Origin of the sequence: Rhodococcus sp. 5A-K4 (assembly GCF_046097995.1) — a bacterium.
Taxonomy (GTDB): Bacteria; Actinomycetota; Actinomycetes; order Mycobacteriales; family Mycobacteriaceae; genus Rhodococcus_F; species Rhodococcus_F erythropolis.
Window position 1 is genome coordinate 70,902 of record NZ_JBJURM010000004.1, and the last position, 16,216, is coordinate 87,117.

At 64.7% G+C, this 16,216-nt stretch carries 8 protein-coding genes; 4 read left to right on the forward strand and 4 right to left on the reverse strand.

Going from position 1 to position 16,216, the window contains the following annotated elements; translation table 11 throughout:
* Positions 1-6 precede the first annotated feature (6 nt).
* A complete protein-coding gene (map, locus tag ACKAMS_RS07150; protein ID WP_020905776.1) occupies positions 7-771 on the reverse strand; it encodes a type I methionyl aminopeptidase in 765 nt (254 codons plus the stop codon).
* Positions 772-820: 49 nt separating this feature from the next.
* On the opposite strand from map, the gene ACKAMS_RS07155 reads away from it, so the two are divergent.
* The 3 genes from ACKAMS_RS07155 (at position 821) to ACKAMS_RS07165 (ending at position 7,806) form a co-directional block, all read left to right on the forward strand.
* Positions 821-1,090, forward strand: coding sequence for a helix-turn-helix domain-containing protein (locus ACKAMS_RS07155; protein WP_003943854.1), 270 nt, complete (start codon positions 821-823; stop codon positions 1,088-1,090).
* Between the two features lie 82 nt (positions 1,091-1,172).
* Positions 1,173-4,430: an arabinosyltransferase domain-containing protein gene (locus tag ACKAMS_RS07160; protein ID WP_408988858.1), complete on the forward strand. Its 3,258-nt coding sequence runs from the start codon at positions 1,173-1,175 to the stop codon at positions 4,428-4,430.
* A gap of 73 nt (positions 4,431-4,503) precedes the next feature.
* Positions 4,504-7,806 (forward strand): arabinosyltransferase domain-containing protein, encoded by a 3,303-nt coding sequence (locus tag ACKAMS_RS07165; protein ID WP_408988807.1) that lies wholly within the window; start codon positions 4,504-4,506, stop codon positions 7,804-7,806.
* Here ACKAMS_RS07165 and ACKAMS_RS07170 read toward each other — a convergent pair.
* Positions 7,803-8,753, reverse strand: a complete 951-nt coding sequence (locus ACKAMS_RS07170) for a DMT family transporter (RefSeq protein ID WP_408988808.1) — start codon at positions 8,751-8,753, stop codon at positions 7,803-7,805. The two genes, ACKAMS_RS07165 and ACKAMS_RS07170, sit on opposite strands and share 4 nt — an antisense overlap.
* A gap of 73 nt (positions 8,754-8,826) precedes the next feature.
* On the opposite strand from ACKAMS_RS07170, the gene ACKAMS_RS07175 reads away from it, so the two are divergent.
* Positions 8,827-9,738: a LysR family transcriptional regulator gene (locus tag ACKAMS_RS07175; protein ID WP_408988809.1), complete on the forward strand. Its 912-nt coding sequence runs from the start codon at positions 8,827-8,829 to the stop codon at positions 9,736-9,738.
* Here ACKAMS_RS07175 and ACKAMS_RS07180 read toward each other — a convergent pair.
* Both ACKAMS_RS07180 and pks13 read right to left on the reverse strand, forming a co-directional pair.
* Complete coding sequence (locus ACKAMS_RS07180; RefSeq protein WP_019746413.1) at positions 9,735-11,276, reverse strand: acyl-CoA carboxylase subunit beta; 1,542 nt, start codon at positions 11,274-11,276, stop codon at positions 9,735-9,737. The two genes, ACKAMS_RS07175 and ACKAMS_RS07180, sit on opposite strands and share 4 nt — an antisense overlap.
* Complete coding sequence (gene pks13, locus ACKAMS_RS07185; protein WP_084324967.1) at positions 11,273-16,216, reverse strand: polyketide synthase Pks13; 4,944 nt, start codon at positions 16,214-16,216, stop codon at positions 11,273-11,275. Before pks13 ends, ACKAMS_RS07180 begins: the two co-directional genes overlap by 4 nt.

The following is a 16,216-nucleotide window of genomic DNA, read 5'->3' on the forward strand; positions in this document are numbered from 1 at the left end:
GGTTGATCAGCGGGTCATGATCACCGGACCGTCTTCGGTGATCGCGACAGTGTGCTCACTGTGCGCAGCCCTGGCGCCCGAAACGGTGCGAAGGGTCCACCCGTCGGCGTCGTGCCGGTAGTCGTCGGTTCCGTCGGCGATGAGCATCGGTTCGATGGCGATGACCAGGCCGGGCCGTAACCGGAAGCCTTTGCCTGCTCGACCTTCGTTGGGCACGTCCGGGCCTTCGTGCATCTCGCGGCCGATGCCGTGCCCACCGTGATCGGCGAGCATGCCGTATCCGAGGCCACGCGCGTACTGTCCGATCGCGGCACCGATGTCGCCCAATCGGTTTCCGGGCTGGGCGGCGGCAATGCCACGGGCAAGTGCCTCATCGGTCGCGTCGATCAGTGCCTGATCCTCACTACTTCCCTGTCCGACGGTGAAGCTGATGGCAGAATCGCCGCACCAGCCGTCGAGTCTCGCACCGCAGTCGATACTGACCAGGTCACCGTCACGGAGTCGGTACCCATTCGGGATACCGTGCACCACAGCATCGTTCACACTGATGCAGGCGACGCCGGGAAAGGGTATCGGCGCCGTCGCCGGCCGGTAATTCAAGAACAGCGCCGAGGCGCCGGCAGCCGAAATGACCTCCGCGGCAACGGCGTCCAATTCGAGCAACGTCACTCCGACGCTCGCCGCCTCACGCGCCGCAGCCAGCGCCTGCGCGGTGATTCTCCCCGCCGCCGCCATCGCGTCGATTTCCCCTGCGGTCTTGATTTCGACCATCTCGAACACCTTCCTTGTCGAATAACTATACCGGTATTACTATAAGCACATGGTGCGCGTGCCGCTGACGGCGGAAGAACTCGAACGAGGACTACGACTGGGTGAACTCCTGCGATCGGCGCGGGGGGACCGAAGCATGGTTCAGGTAGCGCTCGACGCCGGTATCTCCGTCGAAACGCTGCGCAAGATCGAAACCGGACGCATCGCGACACCCGCCTTCTTCACCATCAGCGCGGTCGCGGAAGTGTTGGGTATTTCACTCGACACCATCGCCCGAACACTTGAAACACCACAATCCGAACAGGAAGTTGCATCCTGAGTAGTTCTCTCAGGATGTGTGGGCCCGCACTCGCCTAACATCGTTCCTTGTGCCGTCTGAAGTAGTAGTGCCCCCGAAACCCGTGCCCACTGGCCCCGAAGCTCCCCGAGAATCGGATTCCCAGAGAGTCCGGACGGCACGACTCATCGCGATAGTCACCGGCCTTCTTGGCCTGCTTCTTGCACTCGCGACGCCGTTCCTGCCCGTCAAGCAGGAAGCCGCGAGCATCGACTGGCCGCAGGGTGGGACCGTCAACAGCGTCTCGTCGCCGCTGATCTCCTACTCGCCCACATCGCTCGACATCAGCATTCCCTGTTCCACCCTCGGCCAGTTGGGCGGCAGCGGCGGCACACTGCTCTCGACCATGCCGAACGGTGCGCCGGACCGAAACGCTCGCGGCCTCACCGTCCGCACCACTGCCGACCGCCTCGAAGCACTCACTCGCGATTCGGTGTTGATCTCGGCTCCGCTCGATCAACTGAGCGGGTGCACGGCGATCACCATCACGACCAACTCCGAGCAGACCGTCGCGGCGGTCACCGGAATCGACGGCGTCGGCACCACCCTGACCGGTGACTACCGCCCACAGGTTGTCGGCATCTTCACCGACCTGCAGGGCGCAGCGCCCGCCGGATTGTCTGCCCACATGGACGTCGACTCGCGGTTCTCGTCCAGCCCCACACTTCTCAAACTGTTCGCGATGATCGTCGCCGCACTCTCGACCGTCGTCTCGCTGTACGCACTGCACCGGATCGACGGCGTCGACGGCCGTCGTGCCCGGCGATTCCTTCCGGCACGGTGGTGGAAGTTCACCGGCATCGACGCCCTGGTGATCGGCACGCTGGCGCTCTGGCATGTGTTCGGCGCCAACACTTCCGACGACGGTTATCTGCTCGGCATGGCCAGAGTCTCGGAGCACTCCGGGTACATGGCGAACTACTTCCGTTGGTTCGGCGTCCCCGAAGCGCCGTTCGGTTGGTACTACGACGTGCTGGCGCTGTTCGCGAAGGTCAGCACCGCGAGCATGTGGATGCGCCTGCCCGCGTTGATCGCCGGCATTCTGTGCTGGATGGTCATCAGCCGCGAGGTGATACCGCGACTCGGTGTTGCGGTGCGCCGCAACAAGGTTGCCATCTGGACGGGAGGGCTCGTGTTCCTTGCCTTCTGGTTGCCGTACAACAACGGCCTGCGTCCCGAACCCATCATTGCCCTCGGCGCCCTGCTCACGTGGTGCTCCATCGAGCGCGCCATCGCCACCGGACGTCTGTTGCCCGCCGCGATGGCCGTGCTGATCGCCGCATTCTCGCTGGCCGCCGGGCCTTCCGGGCTGATCGCCATCGGCGCGCTGATCGCCGGAGCCCGGCCGATCCTGCAGATCCTGATCGCCCGCGGCAAACGCGTCGGCTTCCTGTCCCAGGTCATGCCGATCCTCGCAGCCGGAACCGTGGTTCTTGTCGCAGTCTTCGCAGATCAAACCCTCGCAACGGTTCTCGAATCCACCAGGGTGCGAACCGCCGTCGGGCCGAACGTTCCGTGGTTCGAGGAGCGGTTGCGGTGGGACGCACTGATGACCATCTCCCCCGACGGCTCACTCGCACGCCGCTTCGGCATGTTCGTCATGATCGTCGGACTCGTCTTCTGCGTCATGATGATCCTGCGCAAGGGCCGGATCCCCGGCACCGCGATCGGGCCCTCGCGCCGAATCCTCGGCATCGTGTTCGCGTCGCTGCTCCTGATGCAGTTCACCCCCACCAAGTGGACCCACCACTTCGGTGTGTACGCCGGTCTGGCCGCTACGGTTGCCGTGCTCGCCGCTGTCGGCGTGAGTGCGTCGAGCATGCGTTCCAAACGAAACCGCGCGCTGTTCGCCGCGGGCATCCTGTTCATCCTCGCTGTGGCGTTCACCAGCTCCAACGGCTGGTGGTATGTCTCGAGTTACGGCGTGCCGTGGTGGGACAAGCCGCCGTCAATCGCCGGCAAGGGATTCTCGACGGGTTTCCTCGGCCTCACGATCCTCGCCCTGCTGCTGGCAGCCTGGTACCACGTCATGGAGCCGCGCGAGCGAAACGGCACAGAAGACAGCGTCAAGAAGACAAGGCGACTTCGCCTTCTCGCCCCGTCACCGTTGACCATCGCGGCCGGAGCCGTCGTGCTCTTCGAGGTGCTGTCCCTACTCAAGGGAGCGGTCGCTCAGTACCCCGCGTACTCGATCGGCAAGTCCAACATCGAATCCGTCTTCGGCGGAAGCTGCGGTCTCGCGGGCGAGGTACTCGTGGAGTCCGATCCCAACACGGGCGTCCTGCAATTGGTGGACAGGCCCACCGACCTCGCCGGCGCCGGAGCTTTCGGTGCAAGCGAATCGACCGGATTCTCGCCGGACGGAGTCGCCGGCGACCTCACCGCAGACGCCGAGGACTCGACGGCGGGCAGTGCAAACAGCCTCGACACCACGACCTCTCAGTCCGGCACCACCAGCACGCCCGGAACCGGATCCGGAACCGCTGGCGGCTCGCAGTCGACCTCGGGCGTCAACGGCAGCAACGTCGCGCTCCCGTTCGGGCTCGACCCCGCAAAAACGCCGGTGCTCGGTAGTTACGGAGCGCCCCAGAACGCGTCGCTGACCACCGGTTGGTACTCACTGCCCGAGCGCAACGACGCCGCACCGCTCCTCACGGTCGCCGCGGCCGGACGAATCCGCTACGTCAACTCCGACGGCATCGTCACCCCCGGCGCGGTCTTGCAGGTCGAGTACGGCAAGAAGCAGGCCGACGGAAGCGTCGACGCGCTGGGACGAGTCGATCCGATCGACATCGGCCCGTCGCCGTCGTGGCGCAACCTGCGCGTTCCGATGGATCAACTGCCCGCAGACGCCGACACCGTGCGTCTGGTGGCCAGTGACACCGACATCAGTGCCGACCAGTGGCTGGCAGTGACACCGCCGCGAGTGCCGACCATGCGCACGCTGCAGGACGTCGTCGGATCCACCGATCCGGTGCTGATGGACTGGGCCGTCGGTCTGGCCTTCCCGTGCCAACGTCCGGTCGATCATCTGTACGGCGTCGCCGAGATCCCCGAGTGGCGCATTCTGCCCGACCGCATCGGCGCGGAGTCCACCAACGCCTGGCAGGACCACTACGGCGGCGGACCGCTCGGTTGGACCAGCGAACTGCTCTCGGCCAGGGCATTGCCCACCTACCTGGACAACGACTGGGACCGGGACTGGGGTTCGCTCGAGCAGTACACACCGCTCGATCCGGACGCGATTCCCGCGCAAATGAACGTCACCACCGAGACCCGGTCGGGCACCTGGACACCGGGCCCGATTCGTTACCAGTCGTAACTGTTACGCGTGGACCTACCAACCACCCAGGCACGGTAGGTCCACGCTCAGCCCTGACATACCATCGGTAGCCGTGCCCGACGCCGTGACAGCTTCACCCCAGACTTCGAGTTCGCCGCCTCCTGCTGGTCAGGATGCCCGCGAGCGTTTCCATCGCACTCGATGGGTTGCGATCATCGCCGGCTTGCTCGGCTTCGTACTCGCACTGGCAACTCCGCTGCTTCCTGTCGTGCAGACGACGGCTTCGGTCAACTGGCCGCAGAACGGCGTGATCGGCGACGTCGAGGCACCGCTGATGGCGCAGGTTCCCATCGACATCAACGCGTCGATCCCCTGTACCGCGGTCAGCTCGCTGCCCGAGGGCGGCGGCATCTTGCTGTCGACGGCACCTGCTCAGGGCGACGGCGCGGCGCTCTCGTCGATGTTCGTCCGCGTGTCCGCTACCAGCGTCGACGTGCTCGATCGCAACGTCGTCGTCGCTTCGGCAGCGCGTGAGGACGTCGAGTCGAGTCGCTGCGGCGCCATCGCGTTCAGCTCTGACGTCAACCGGACCTCGGCAGAGTTCGTCGGCCTGACCTATCCCGACGGCAACCCGATTCGGGGCCAGCTCGACGGCGACTTCCGCCCGCAGGTGGTCGGCGTCTTCAGCGACCTGCCCGACGGCGCTGCCCCCGAGGGCCTCGGCTTCTCGATGACGATCGACTCACGTTTCTCGTCGAGCCCCAGCGTCCTGAAGCTGGTCGCGATGATCGTGGCAGTGCTCTCGACCATCGTCGCGCTGGTCGCCCTGGCTCGCCTCGACGGCACCGACGGCCGCAAGCACCGACGCTTCCTGCCCGAACGATGGTGGAAGTTCTCCGGTATCGACGGAGTTGTGGTCGGCACGCTGGTCGTCTGGCACTTCATCGGCGCGAACACCGCCGACGACGGTTATCTCCTGACCATGGCCCGAGTCTCGCCGGACGCGGGATACATGGCCAACTACTTCCGTTGGTTCGGCGTTCCCGAGGCCCCGTTCGGCTGGTACTACGAAGTCCTGGCCGTGATGGCGAAGATCTCGACGGCGAGCCCGTTCATGCGTCTGCCCGCTCTGCTCGCCGGAATCCTCTGCTGGATGGTGATCAGCCGCGAGGTCGTCCCGCGTCTCGGCCGGGCGGTTCGCCGGAGCAACGTCGCCCTCTGGACCGGCGGTCTGGTATTCCTGTCCTTCTGGCTGGCGTACAACAACGGTCTTCGCCCCGAGCCCATCGTGGCTCTCGGCGCACTGCTCACCTGGTGCTCCATCGAGCGCGCCATCGCCACCGGACGTCTGCTGCCCGCGGCCACGGCAATCTTGATCGGCGCCTTCACTCTTGCCGCCGCACCCACCGGATTGATGTGTATCGCAGCCCTTCTCGCCGGTGTGCGCCCGTTGGTGCGCATCGTCGTCAAGCGTCACCGACTGGTCGGCACACTGCCGCTTCTCGCTCCGATCGCCGCTGCCGGAACCATCGTGCTGGTGGTGATCTTCGCCGACCAGACCTTTGCCGGCGTCATGGAAGCCACGCGCGTCCGAACGATCATCGGGCCAAATCTCGAGTGGTACCAGGACTTCCTGCGCTACTACTACCTCTTCGTCCAGACGGTCGACGGCTCGGTTGCCCGACGCTTCGCGTTCTTGACGATGATCCTGTGCCTCTTCACGACGCTCTTCGTGTTGTTGCGGCGCGGCCGCGTCCCCGGCGCGGCAACCGGTCCGTCGTGGCGCCTGGTCGGCGTCGTCTTCGGCACGATGTTCCTGATGATGTTCAACCCCACCAAGTGGACTCACCACTTCGGTGCGTACGCGGGCATCGCCGGTTCTCTCGCCGCGCTGACCGCCGTGGCTGTGTCCGCGTCTGCCCTGCGCTCGCGTCGTAACCGATCGGTGTTCGTGGCCGGACTGCTCCTGATGCTCGCGTTGACGTTCGCCGGCATCAACGGCTACTGGTACGTCTCGAGTTACGGCGTGCCGTGGTTCGACAAGACCATCTCCTACGACGGCCGTGAATCCAACACACTGTTCCTCGCGCTCTTTGCTCTCGCCTTGGCCTTTGCCGCCTGGCAGTACCTGCGTGAGGGATTTGCTGCCCCGCCCGAGAAACCGAACACGGCCAAGGGCAGACGAATTCGCAAGTTCGCGGCCGCTCCGCTCACCGTGATTGCCGGTCTGATGGTCCTGTTCGAGGTGCTCTCGCTACTCAAGGGCGCAGTGTCGCAGTACCCGGCGTACTCGCTGGGCCGAAGCAATATCGAGGCACTCGCGGGCAAGACCTGCGGCATGGCCGAGGACGTTCTGGTCGAGACCGACGTCAATTCCGGGAATCTGCGGCCTCTGCCCGCTCCCGGATTCAACGCCGAGGATCCGTTGTCCGGAGTCGATTCGAAGGGCTTCTCCCCCAATGGGGTTCCCAGCGATCTGACCGCCGATTACATCGAAGTCAAGCAGGGCATGGGCAATACCGACAGCCAGAGTGTCGGCCCCACCTTCGCCACCGGTTCCGGCGCCGGAACCAGCGGCGGCACCGGTAACCTCGGCGTCAACGGCAGCACGGCCAAGCTCCCCTTCGGCCTCGATCCGTCGAAGACACCGGTCATGGGCAGCTACCAGCCCGGCGTGCAGGAACCTGCTTCCCTCATCTCGAGTTGGTACGGATTGCCCACTCGCAGTGAAGAATCACCGCTGGTGGTCATGTCCGTAGCGGGCCGCGTGTGGTCCGTCGACAACACCGGTGCGATCACGTACGGCCAGTCGCTTCTGGTCGAGTACGGCAAGACTCAGCCCGACGGAACCGTGCAGGTTCAGGGTTCGTACATGCCGCGAGACATCGGCCCGGCGCCGTCGTGGCGCAACGTCCGTATCCCGATCGACGAACTCGCGCCAGATGCCGATGCCGTTCGGGTGGTCGCGTTCGATCCCAACCTCACGGGCGATCAGTGGATGGCGTTCACGCCGCCGCGCGTGCCCAAGCTCGAGTCCCTGGACTCGTACATCGGCAGCGAGCAGCCGGTCCTCCTGGACTGGGCTGTCGGCCTTCAGTTCCCGTGCCAACGTCCGTTCACACATCAGAACGGTGTGGCCGAGATGCCGAACTTCCGCATCCTCCCGGACCGTCCCCTGGCCGTCAGCTCCACCGATACCTGGCAGTCCGCAGACAACGGTGGACCGCTCGGATTCACCGAGGTCCTCGCCGGTGCTACGACGGTTCCGACGTACCTGAAGGACGACTGGGCACGAGACTGGGGATCACTCGAGCGCTACGACCGGTACTTCCCGAATGCTGTTCCGGCAGAGGTGGAGACGGGCACCGCAACCCGCTCGGGCATGTGGATGCCCGGCGAGATGCGAGTGCACTAGCCTGCGCTACCTACTCGGGTGACTGCTCGGGTGCGACGTACGGAGACGGCCGAGACCGCTCCGACAACGACGACGCACCCGAGTAGTTGCCCAACGCCTGGCCGTTCGCCGAGCAGCACAACCGCCAGCAGTACGGCGAGGACCGGTTGCATGAGCAGGAGCGTCGCGCCCACCTCGGCGGGCAGCCGAGGGAGCGAGTGCCCCATCAGCATCCAGCCGAACACCTGGCCGACCAGCGCCAGTGCCGCGAGCCAGCCGAACGCTTCCCAACCCGGGACGAAATCGATCCGGCCCCACAGTGATCCGATGACGGAGCCGGCGATGCCCGCGGACGTCGTCGAGATCAACACCTGGCTCGCGGCCCGATCCGCCTCGCCCGTACGGCCGACCACGAAGATGTAACCGCCGTAAGCGATTCCGGAGACGAGCGAGAGCGCCGTTCCCCACAGCAGTTCGTCGCCGGTTCCCCCGCCCCCGAACACGCCGCCCGCCAAGGCGATTCCCGTGAACATGAACGGTAGGGCGAAGACGAAGCGCATCGGCACCCGATTGCCGAACACCAACCAGGACAGTGCGGGCACCACGATCACCTGCACGTTCACGACGACGCTCGCCATACCCGCGCCGATCATCAGAATCGACTGCGACCACAACGCGAAATCCAGTCCGAGCAACAGACCGCCGAGCACCTGCAGAACGACTGCCCGCCGGCTCGGCTTGCCCACCCGGCGGAACTCTCGCCACGCCAACCACAACAGCGGCGGCAAGGCCAGGAAGCAACGGAAGAAGACGGCCGTCGAGGGCCCGACATCGGCCAGCTTGATGAGGAGCGAACTGATCGAGATCGCGGCTGCGCCTCCGACGACCAGCAATCGAGGGTCGATACGCCCCCGAGGAGTTCTGGTGGATGTCGGTGTCTGCGCAGTCACGGAGGTCAGAGTGGTCACCCGACAATGTTCCTGCCGCTAACTATTCAGCACAAGCAAATGTTCAGACCGTATATTCGGTAGCATTACTACTGTGTTGAATCTCGAAAGACTCCGCGCCCTGCACGCTGTCGCCGAGAACGGATCAGTAGCGGCTGCCGCCCGCACCTTGCATGTCACACCCTCCGGAATTTCGCAGCAGTTGAACAAGCTCGAGCGAGAGGTCGGTGTTCCGCTCCTCGAACCGCAGGGCCGCGGTGTGCGACTCACAGAAGCGGGCCGGATCCTCGCGCGCCGAACCGCAGAGGTTCTCTCGACGCTCGCCCAGGCCGAGGCGGAAATCGCGTCGCTGCAGAGCGAGGTGACGGGCCGCGTACGCATCGGGGCCCTGGTCTCCCCCAGCAGGACAGTGCTGCCGCGAGCCATCGCCGAGATCAGGCACGCGCACCCCCAGCTCGAAATCACCTTCAACGAAGGCGAATCCGAAGAACTGCTCCCCGCACTGATTCGCCGCGACCTCGACGTCGTGGTGGTCGACAGTTGGAGCACTCTGCCCGTCGAACTTCCCGACGGAGTCTCCTTCACGCCCGTGTACGACGACGTGGCGCTGCTCGCTCTCCCCGCGTCACATCCGCTGGCGGAGAACAAGGTCGTCGCGCTCAGCGAGCTGTCCGAGCATGCCTGGGCTACGTGGACCCGGGGAACGGACTTTCACACCTTCACCGTCAGGACCCTGCGCGCGCAGGGGTTCGACCCACGAATCGAGTACGAAGTCGCCGAGTTTCCCACCCAGGTCGAATTCGTAGCTCAGGGCCTCGCCGTCGCTTTGATCCCGCGCCTGGCGAGAGTTGTACCACCGGAAGGTGTTCGAATGCTCGACACGATTCCGCCGCTCGGCCGAGACATCTACCTCGCCTGGCGGACCGACAGCGAAAGACCTGCCGTCCTGGCGGCGATAGAAGCGCTACGCCGCCAGTTCGACGCCCTCGGTGACAAGAAGAATTAGAGCGGCATCAAGTTGTGCTTGCGCGGGTTCTTGAAGATCGTCTTGTCCTTGAGCAACTTCAGAGCCTTGCGGATTTCGAGACGCGTCTGCGAAGGCTCGATCACCGCGTCGATGTATCCGCGCTCGGCCGCGATGTACGGCGTCGCGACGAACTCGTTGTAGAAGTTGATCAACTGAGCACGCACCGCGGGTGCGTTCTCTCCCGCCTCGGCGAGCTGACGACGTCCCATGATGTTGACGGCACCCTCGGCACCCATCACGGCGATACGAGCGGTCGGCCACGCGAGGTTGATGTCGGCACCGAGCTGCTTGCAACCCATGACGGCATAACCGCCGCCGTACGCCTTACGAACCACCACAGTCACCTTCGGGACAGTGGCTTCGATGTACGCGAACAGGAAACGCCCGCCACGCTTGATGACACCGACCTTTTCCTGATCGACGCCGGGAAGAAAGCCTGGTGTGTCGACGACAAAAACGAGCGGGATGCTGAAAGCGTCGCACAGGCGCACAAAATGGGCAGCCTTGTCGGAGCTGTCTGCATCGAGGGCGCCACTGAGGTACGTGGGCTGGTTGGCCACGACGCCGACGGGCAGGCCGTCGACGCGGGAGAACCCGGTGATCACGTTGTGCGCGACCTGGGCTCCGATTTCATGGAAGGTTCCGTCGTCGAAGATCCGCAGAATGATGTCGTGCATGTCGTAGCCGGCATTGTCGGCGTCCGGCATGAAGGCGTTGAGTTCGAGATCCGACTCGGTGATCTCGGGTTCGAGACCCGGGTTGATCAACGGCGCCTTCTCCGTGCACGAGGACGGCATGAAGCTCAGGTACTCACGCACCCAGTCGAATGCAGCCTTCTCGTCGGGAGCGACGTGATGGATGTTTCCGTACTCCGCCTGCTTGCGCGCTCCGCCCAGATCCTCGAGGCTGACCTCTTCGCCGGTGACCGACTTGATGACGTCGGGTCCGGTGACGAACATGTACGACTCTTCGGTCGCGACCACGACGTCGGTGTTGATCGGTGCGTACACGGCACCGCCGGCGCACTTACCGAGGATGACCGAGATCTGTGGGCAGACGCCGGACAAGGGCTCCTGACGTGAACCCATGTTGGCGTACCAGGCCAATGAGGAAACGGCATCCTGGATTCGAGCTCCACCGGAATCGTTGATACCGACGACCGGGCAGCCCACCTTCAGTGCAAAATCGTTGACGGCGGCGACCTTACGGCCGAACATCTCTCCGGCGGCACCGCCGAACACAGTCTGATCGTGCGCGAACACCGCAACCGGACGCCCGTCGACAGTTCCGTGACCGGTCATGACGCCGTCGCTGTACGGGTTGTCCTCGCCCGCCATCTTCACCAGGGCGCCGACCTCGACGAAGCTACCGGGATCGAGCAACATGTCGATGCGCTGGCGCGGCGTACTGTGCCCTGCTGCATCGCGCTTCGCAATGGCCCGAGCCGAGCCGGGTTCCTTTGCCTTCTCCAACTTTTCGCGGAGTTCAGCGAGCTTCTCCGCGGTGGTTGTCGTCACTTCTGAACTCCGGTTTCCGCTGCTTTGGTCTGAGCTGTCTCGATCTGGGCCAGCTTGGTGGTGAGGTCTGCCGCAACCTTCGCGATGTACGGCTCGTCGACGATCTGCAGGTGGTCCCCGCCGATGTAGACGACCTCGAGGTTCTTCACGTAGTCACCCCAACCACCATCTGCCTTGCGGGTCTTGAATGCAGGCTCGAGCGTCATCAACTCGTCGTGGTACTTGTCGGCCATGTAGAGCACGACGTCGCCGTCGTAGCTGCTGAACTCGGCCGTCTGGATGGCGCGGTTGTCCAACCACGACGTCCGCTGATGCTCGATGATGCCGCCGGGAATCTTGGCGCCGCTCATCTTGATCATGTCCATCAAGATCTGGATCTGATCCTCGTCCGCTTCGGTGGAGGCCAGAACGTCAAGCGGCAGCGGAACATCCAGGTTGTAGGTGCGCTTGGCGAACTTGCCGTAGCGCTCCCAACGCTTGCGTCGTTCCGCCTCGGTGTCCGGCACTACCTCGCCGGCCATGACGGTGTCGAGCAGTCCGACCACACGCACGTCAGCGCCCTGCTCACGCAGCAACTTCGCGACCGCATACGACATCACGCCGCCGAACGACCAGCCACACAGTACGTACGGTCCGTCGCCCTGGATCTCACGCAGCAGCGGAACGTAAGCAGCAGCACGGGTTTCGATCGAGCCCTCGACCCGCTCGAACCCGTACATCGGCGTGCCGGCGGGCAGGCGCTTGAGCAAAGGCTCGTACGTCACCGTCGAACCACCGGCAGCATGGAAGACGAATACCGGTACGGCAGTGGAGCCTTCGGGACGGGCACGCAGAGTGCGTACGAGTCCGTCGATCTTGCCGTCGTCCTCGAGGTACTGGCGCACGACGTCCGCGAGCTCTTCGATGGTGGTGGAATCGAGAACGTCGTCGAGAGTGATCTCGCCGCCCGCACGCTCGGAAAGCCGAGCAGCAAGCTTCTCGGCGACCTCGTCACCGACGATCGGCAGATCGTTGAAAATACCCTTGGCGGACTTCCCGGTGACGACGGCCCACGTCGCAAACGTCAAGCGCTCGGCCGCATCTCGCGGCGGAACATCGGAGCCGGCATCGTCGGCAGTTCCGGCTCGAGAAGGATCGGAAGGCGCAGCAGCAACCGGAGCAGTCGCCGGCAGTTCCACCGACTCCTCAGCGGGAGCAGCGTCCTCGTCAGCCGCATCGGCTGCCAACTTCTCGGCAGCCTGCTTGTCGGCCATCGCCTGAACCTCTTCGCGATTGTCGATCGCGTAGCGCAGGTACTTATTGACCTCGTTGAGGCTCGCGTCCTTGACTGCCTGGAGCTGGAGCTGCGGAATGTCGAACTCGTACTCGACGCGGTTCTTGATACGCATCGCCATGAGCGAATCGAGACCCAGTTCGATGAGCGGAACCTCGGCCGGAAGATCTTCCGGCGAGTACCCCATCGACTCGGCCACAACGATCTTGAGGCGGTCGTCGAGGCTCTGCGAACCGTTCGGATCCCACTTGTCTCCGGCGTCTTCGACGACCTCGGCCAGGGTTTCCATCGGCGCACTGGTCTTGACCGGCGCGCTAATGACCAGCTCGGGCAGCGGCTCACCGGACGTGACGACGGCATCGAACAGCAAACGGAACGTAGCGCCCTCGCGTGCGTGCACCTGCACCGACGCTCCACCCGGATGCGGGTTGAGGGTTGTCGTCAGGGTCGCAGCGCCGGCCAGTTCACCGTGCGGAACGGCAGCGGTGAGAGCGACATCCGAGAGCACCTGTCCGGCAGCAGCGCTCACGAGCACAGCCAGATCGGTGACGGCGGATGCGTCGACCTCCCACACGTGGCGGCCGTCGGGCAGAGCGACGTGCGAACCGGGTACGCGAGCCGAACCGCCGGCACTGACGCGAATGTCGAGCCAGTACGGCTTACGCAGGAATGCAGTACGCGGAACCGAGGCGAAATCGCCTGCAGGAAGCAAGGACTCGAGGTTCACGGCATGGCCGTGCACGTACAGCTGTGCGAGAGCGGCAAGCACACCCGCGGACTCGTCTTCCTTACGCTTGAGCGTCTGGATGAGTTCCATGTCGTGCAGGCCCGAATCGAACGCGGTAGCCGCCACCGACATCAGCGTCACCGGGTTGGGTGCAAGCTCGACAAAAGTGGTGTGGCCGTGGGCAACTGCACCGCGTACCGCATTGGTGAAGTACACGCTGTGGCGAAGGCCCTTGACCCAGTACGCCTCTTGATGGATCGGCTCGTGACCGGGACGGTAGAAGGTGTCCTTGTCGACGGACGAGTAGACGCCGAGCTTCAACGTGGTCGGCTCGATACCGGCCAACTCCGCGGCAAGCTCGCCGAGCAGCGGATCCACCTGTGAAGTATGGCTGGCACCCTTGGTCTGCAGGACACGCGCCATCTTGCCGTCGGCCTCGGCGGCCGCGACGATCGCCTCGATGTCCGGCTGCGGTCCACCGATCACCGTGTGCGTCGGAGCTGCGTAAACGCAGACCTCGAGCTTGGGATACGTGGGCAGCAGCGCCTCGATCTCGGATGCGCTGTACTCGAGCAGTGCCATCAGACGGATGTCGTCACCGACGAGTGCGCCCTCGGCCTCACCCATCAGCCGTGAACGTGAACAGATCACGCGCACAGCGTCTTCCAGGTTCAGACCACCGGACACGTATGCGGCAGCGGCCTCACCCATCGAGTGCGGAACCACGGCTTCGGCTTCAGCGCCGTGGTGACGCAACAACGCAGCCAGACCGACCTGGATGGTGAAGATTCCCACCTGTGCGGTCTCGACGTTGTACTCGATCGCATCGTCGAGGAACATCTCGACCATCGAGTAGCCGGCCTCGTCCTGGATCAGCGCATCGACTTCGTCGACGGCTGCCTTGAAGGCCGAGTTCTCCGTGTAGAGCTGCTTGGCCATCTTGCGGTGCTGCGAGCCGAAGCCCGAGAACACCCACACCGCGCCCTTGGGCGACGGCGAGTCGGCCGAGAAGACTCCTTGAGCCGGCTTGCCTGCGGCGACGGCGCGCAGCGAGCTGATGGCCTCGGACCGCGTCTTCGCCAGAACAGCGGCGCGCGAGCGTCCGTGGTTGCGACGCGCGAGTGTGCGGGCAACGTCGGCGAGGGGCGTCTTGCTTCCCTCTTCGGTTTCGAGCCAGTCGGCCAGATCTGCAGCTGCGCGGCGACGACGCGAAGGCAGCGCACCGGACACAGCCAGCACAACGGTGCTCTCGTCCTCTGCTGCCGGTTCGTCAACTACCGGGGCATCCACGACTGGTTCATCGACTGCCGCGTCGGCGGGCACGTATTCCTTGACCACGACGTGCGCGTTGGTTCCGCCGAAACCGAAACCGGAAACACCGGCGACGGCCTTGCCGGTGTAACGCGGCCAGTCGGTGGCCTCGGGCGTCACCTGCAGGTGCGACTTCTCGAAGTCGATGTGCGGGTTCGGGCCCAGGTAGTTGATCGTCGCGGGAATCTTGTTTTCCTGCATCGCCAGAACGACCTTGATCAGGCCGGCGGCGCCCGCAGCTGCTTCCAGGTGCCCGAAGTTGGTCTTCGCACTACCGAGCAGAGCCGGCTTGTCGTCGTCACGGCCACGACCGACGACACGGCTGAGCGCGTCGGCCTCGATGGGATCACCGAGATCGGTACCCGTTCCGTGCGCCTCGATGTAGTCGACTGTGGTCGGCAAGATTCCGGCGTCGCGGTACGCGAAACGCAACACGTCGGCCTGGGCGTCAGGGTTGGGCGCGAGCAGACCGTTGGAACGGCCGTCCTGGTTGACCGCGGATCCGGCGATCACCGCGAGGATGGAATCGCCGTCACGCTCGGCGTCTTCGAGACGCTTGAGCACGACGAGTCCGCCACCCTCACTGCGAACGATGCCCTGAGCGTGTGCGGAAAATGCACGCAGTTTTCCGTCGGGAGCGAGCATCCCGGTCTGATCGAAACCGAGGGTTCCGGGAGGGGCCAGCAGCATGTTGACGCCACCGGCCAGCGCGATGTTGGAATCACCACTGCGCAGCGAACGCACAGCCTCGTGAACGGCAACCAGCGAAGACGAGCACGCGGTGTCCAGAGCGATGGACGGTCCACGGAAGTCGAAGAAGTACGAAACCCGGTTCGCGACGATGGCCGTCGACGTTCCGGTCAGTGCGTACGGGTGCGCCGTCGTCGGATCACTGACCGCGAGCAACTGGTAATCGTTGGCGGAACTGCCGATGAAAACACCGACCTGCTTGCCCTTGAGCCCGCTGGCCGGAATGCGCGCGTGCTCGAGCGCTTCCCACGCGAGTTCCAGGGCGAGGCGCTGCTGCGGATCGACGTTGACGACCTCGAGCGGAGACATCGCGAAGAACTCGGCGTCGAAGCCCTTGACGTCGTCGAGGTACCCGCCCTTGGTGTTGGCGTTCTCGACCGCGGCCTTGATGGCGGGATCCGACATGAACTCGGCCCAGCGGTCCTCGGGGAGGTCGCTGATGCCGTCGCGTCCGGCCGCCAGCATTTCCCACATGTCCGAAGGCGTGTGCCCGGCACCGGGGAATCGTGTGGACAGTCCGACGATGGCGATGTCGTGGGCGTCCGTCGTGGCGCCTGAGACGTAGTACGACGCGTCGACGGTCTCCTCCGGCGCCTCGGGCTCACCTTCGATGATCCGAGTAGCCAGCGAGGCGATGGTGGGGTGTTGGTAGACGATCGTGGCGGTCAGCGTGACACCGAGCAGATCCTCGATGTCTCCGCTCAGAGCAACTGCGTCCCGCGAGGCGAGTCCGAACTCGTCCAGCGGCCGGTCGTCCACAATCGTCGACACCGGCTGACCGGTCGCGTCGGCGATCCAGTTGCGAAGCCACTCACGCAACTGCGCGACACTCATCTCGCTCACAACGTCTTTGCTCTGCACACCATCTTGTTCAACCAT

Bases quoted from the DNA above. Each gene is read 5' to 3' on its own strand.
- pks13 (WP_084324967.1), bottom strand. From the start codon at position 16,216: ATGGTTGAACAAGATGGTGTGCAGAGCAAAGACGTTGTGAGCGAGATG.
- map (WP_020905776.1), bottom strand. From the start codon at position 771: ATGGTCGAAATCAAGACCGCAGGGGAAATCGACGCGATGGCGGCGGCG.
- ACKAMS_RS07155 (WP_003943854.1), top strand. From the start codon at position 821: ATGGTGCGCGTGCCGCTGACGGCGGAAGAACTCGAACGAGGACTACGA.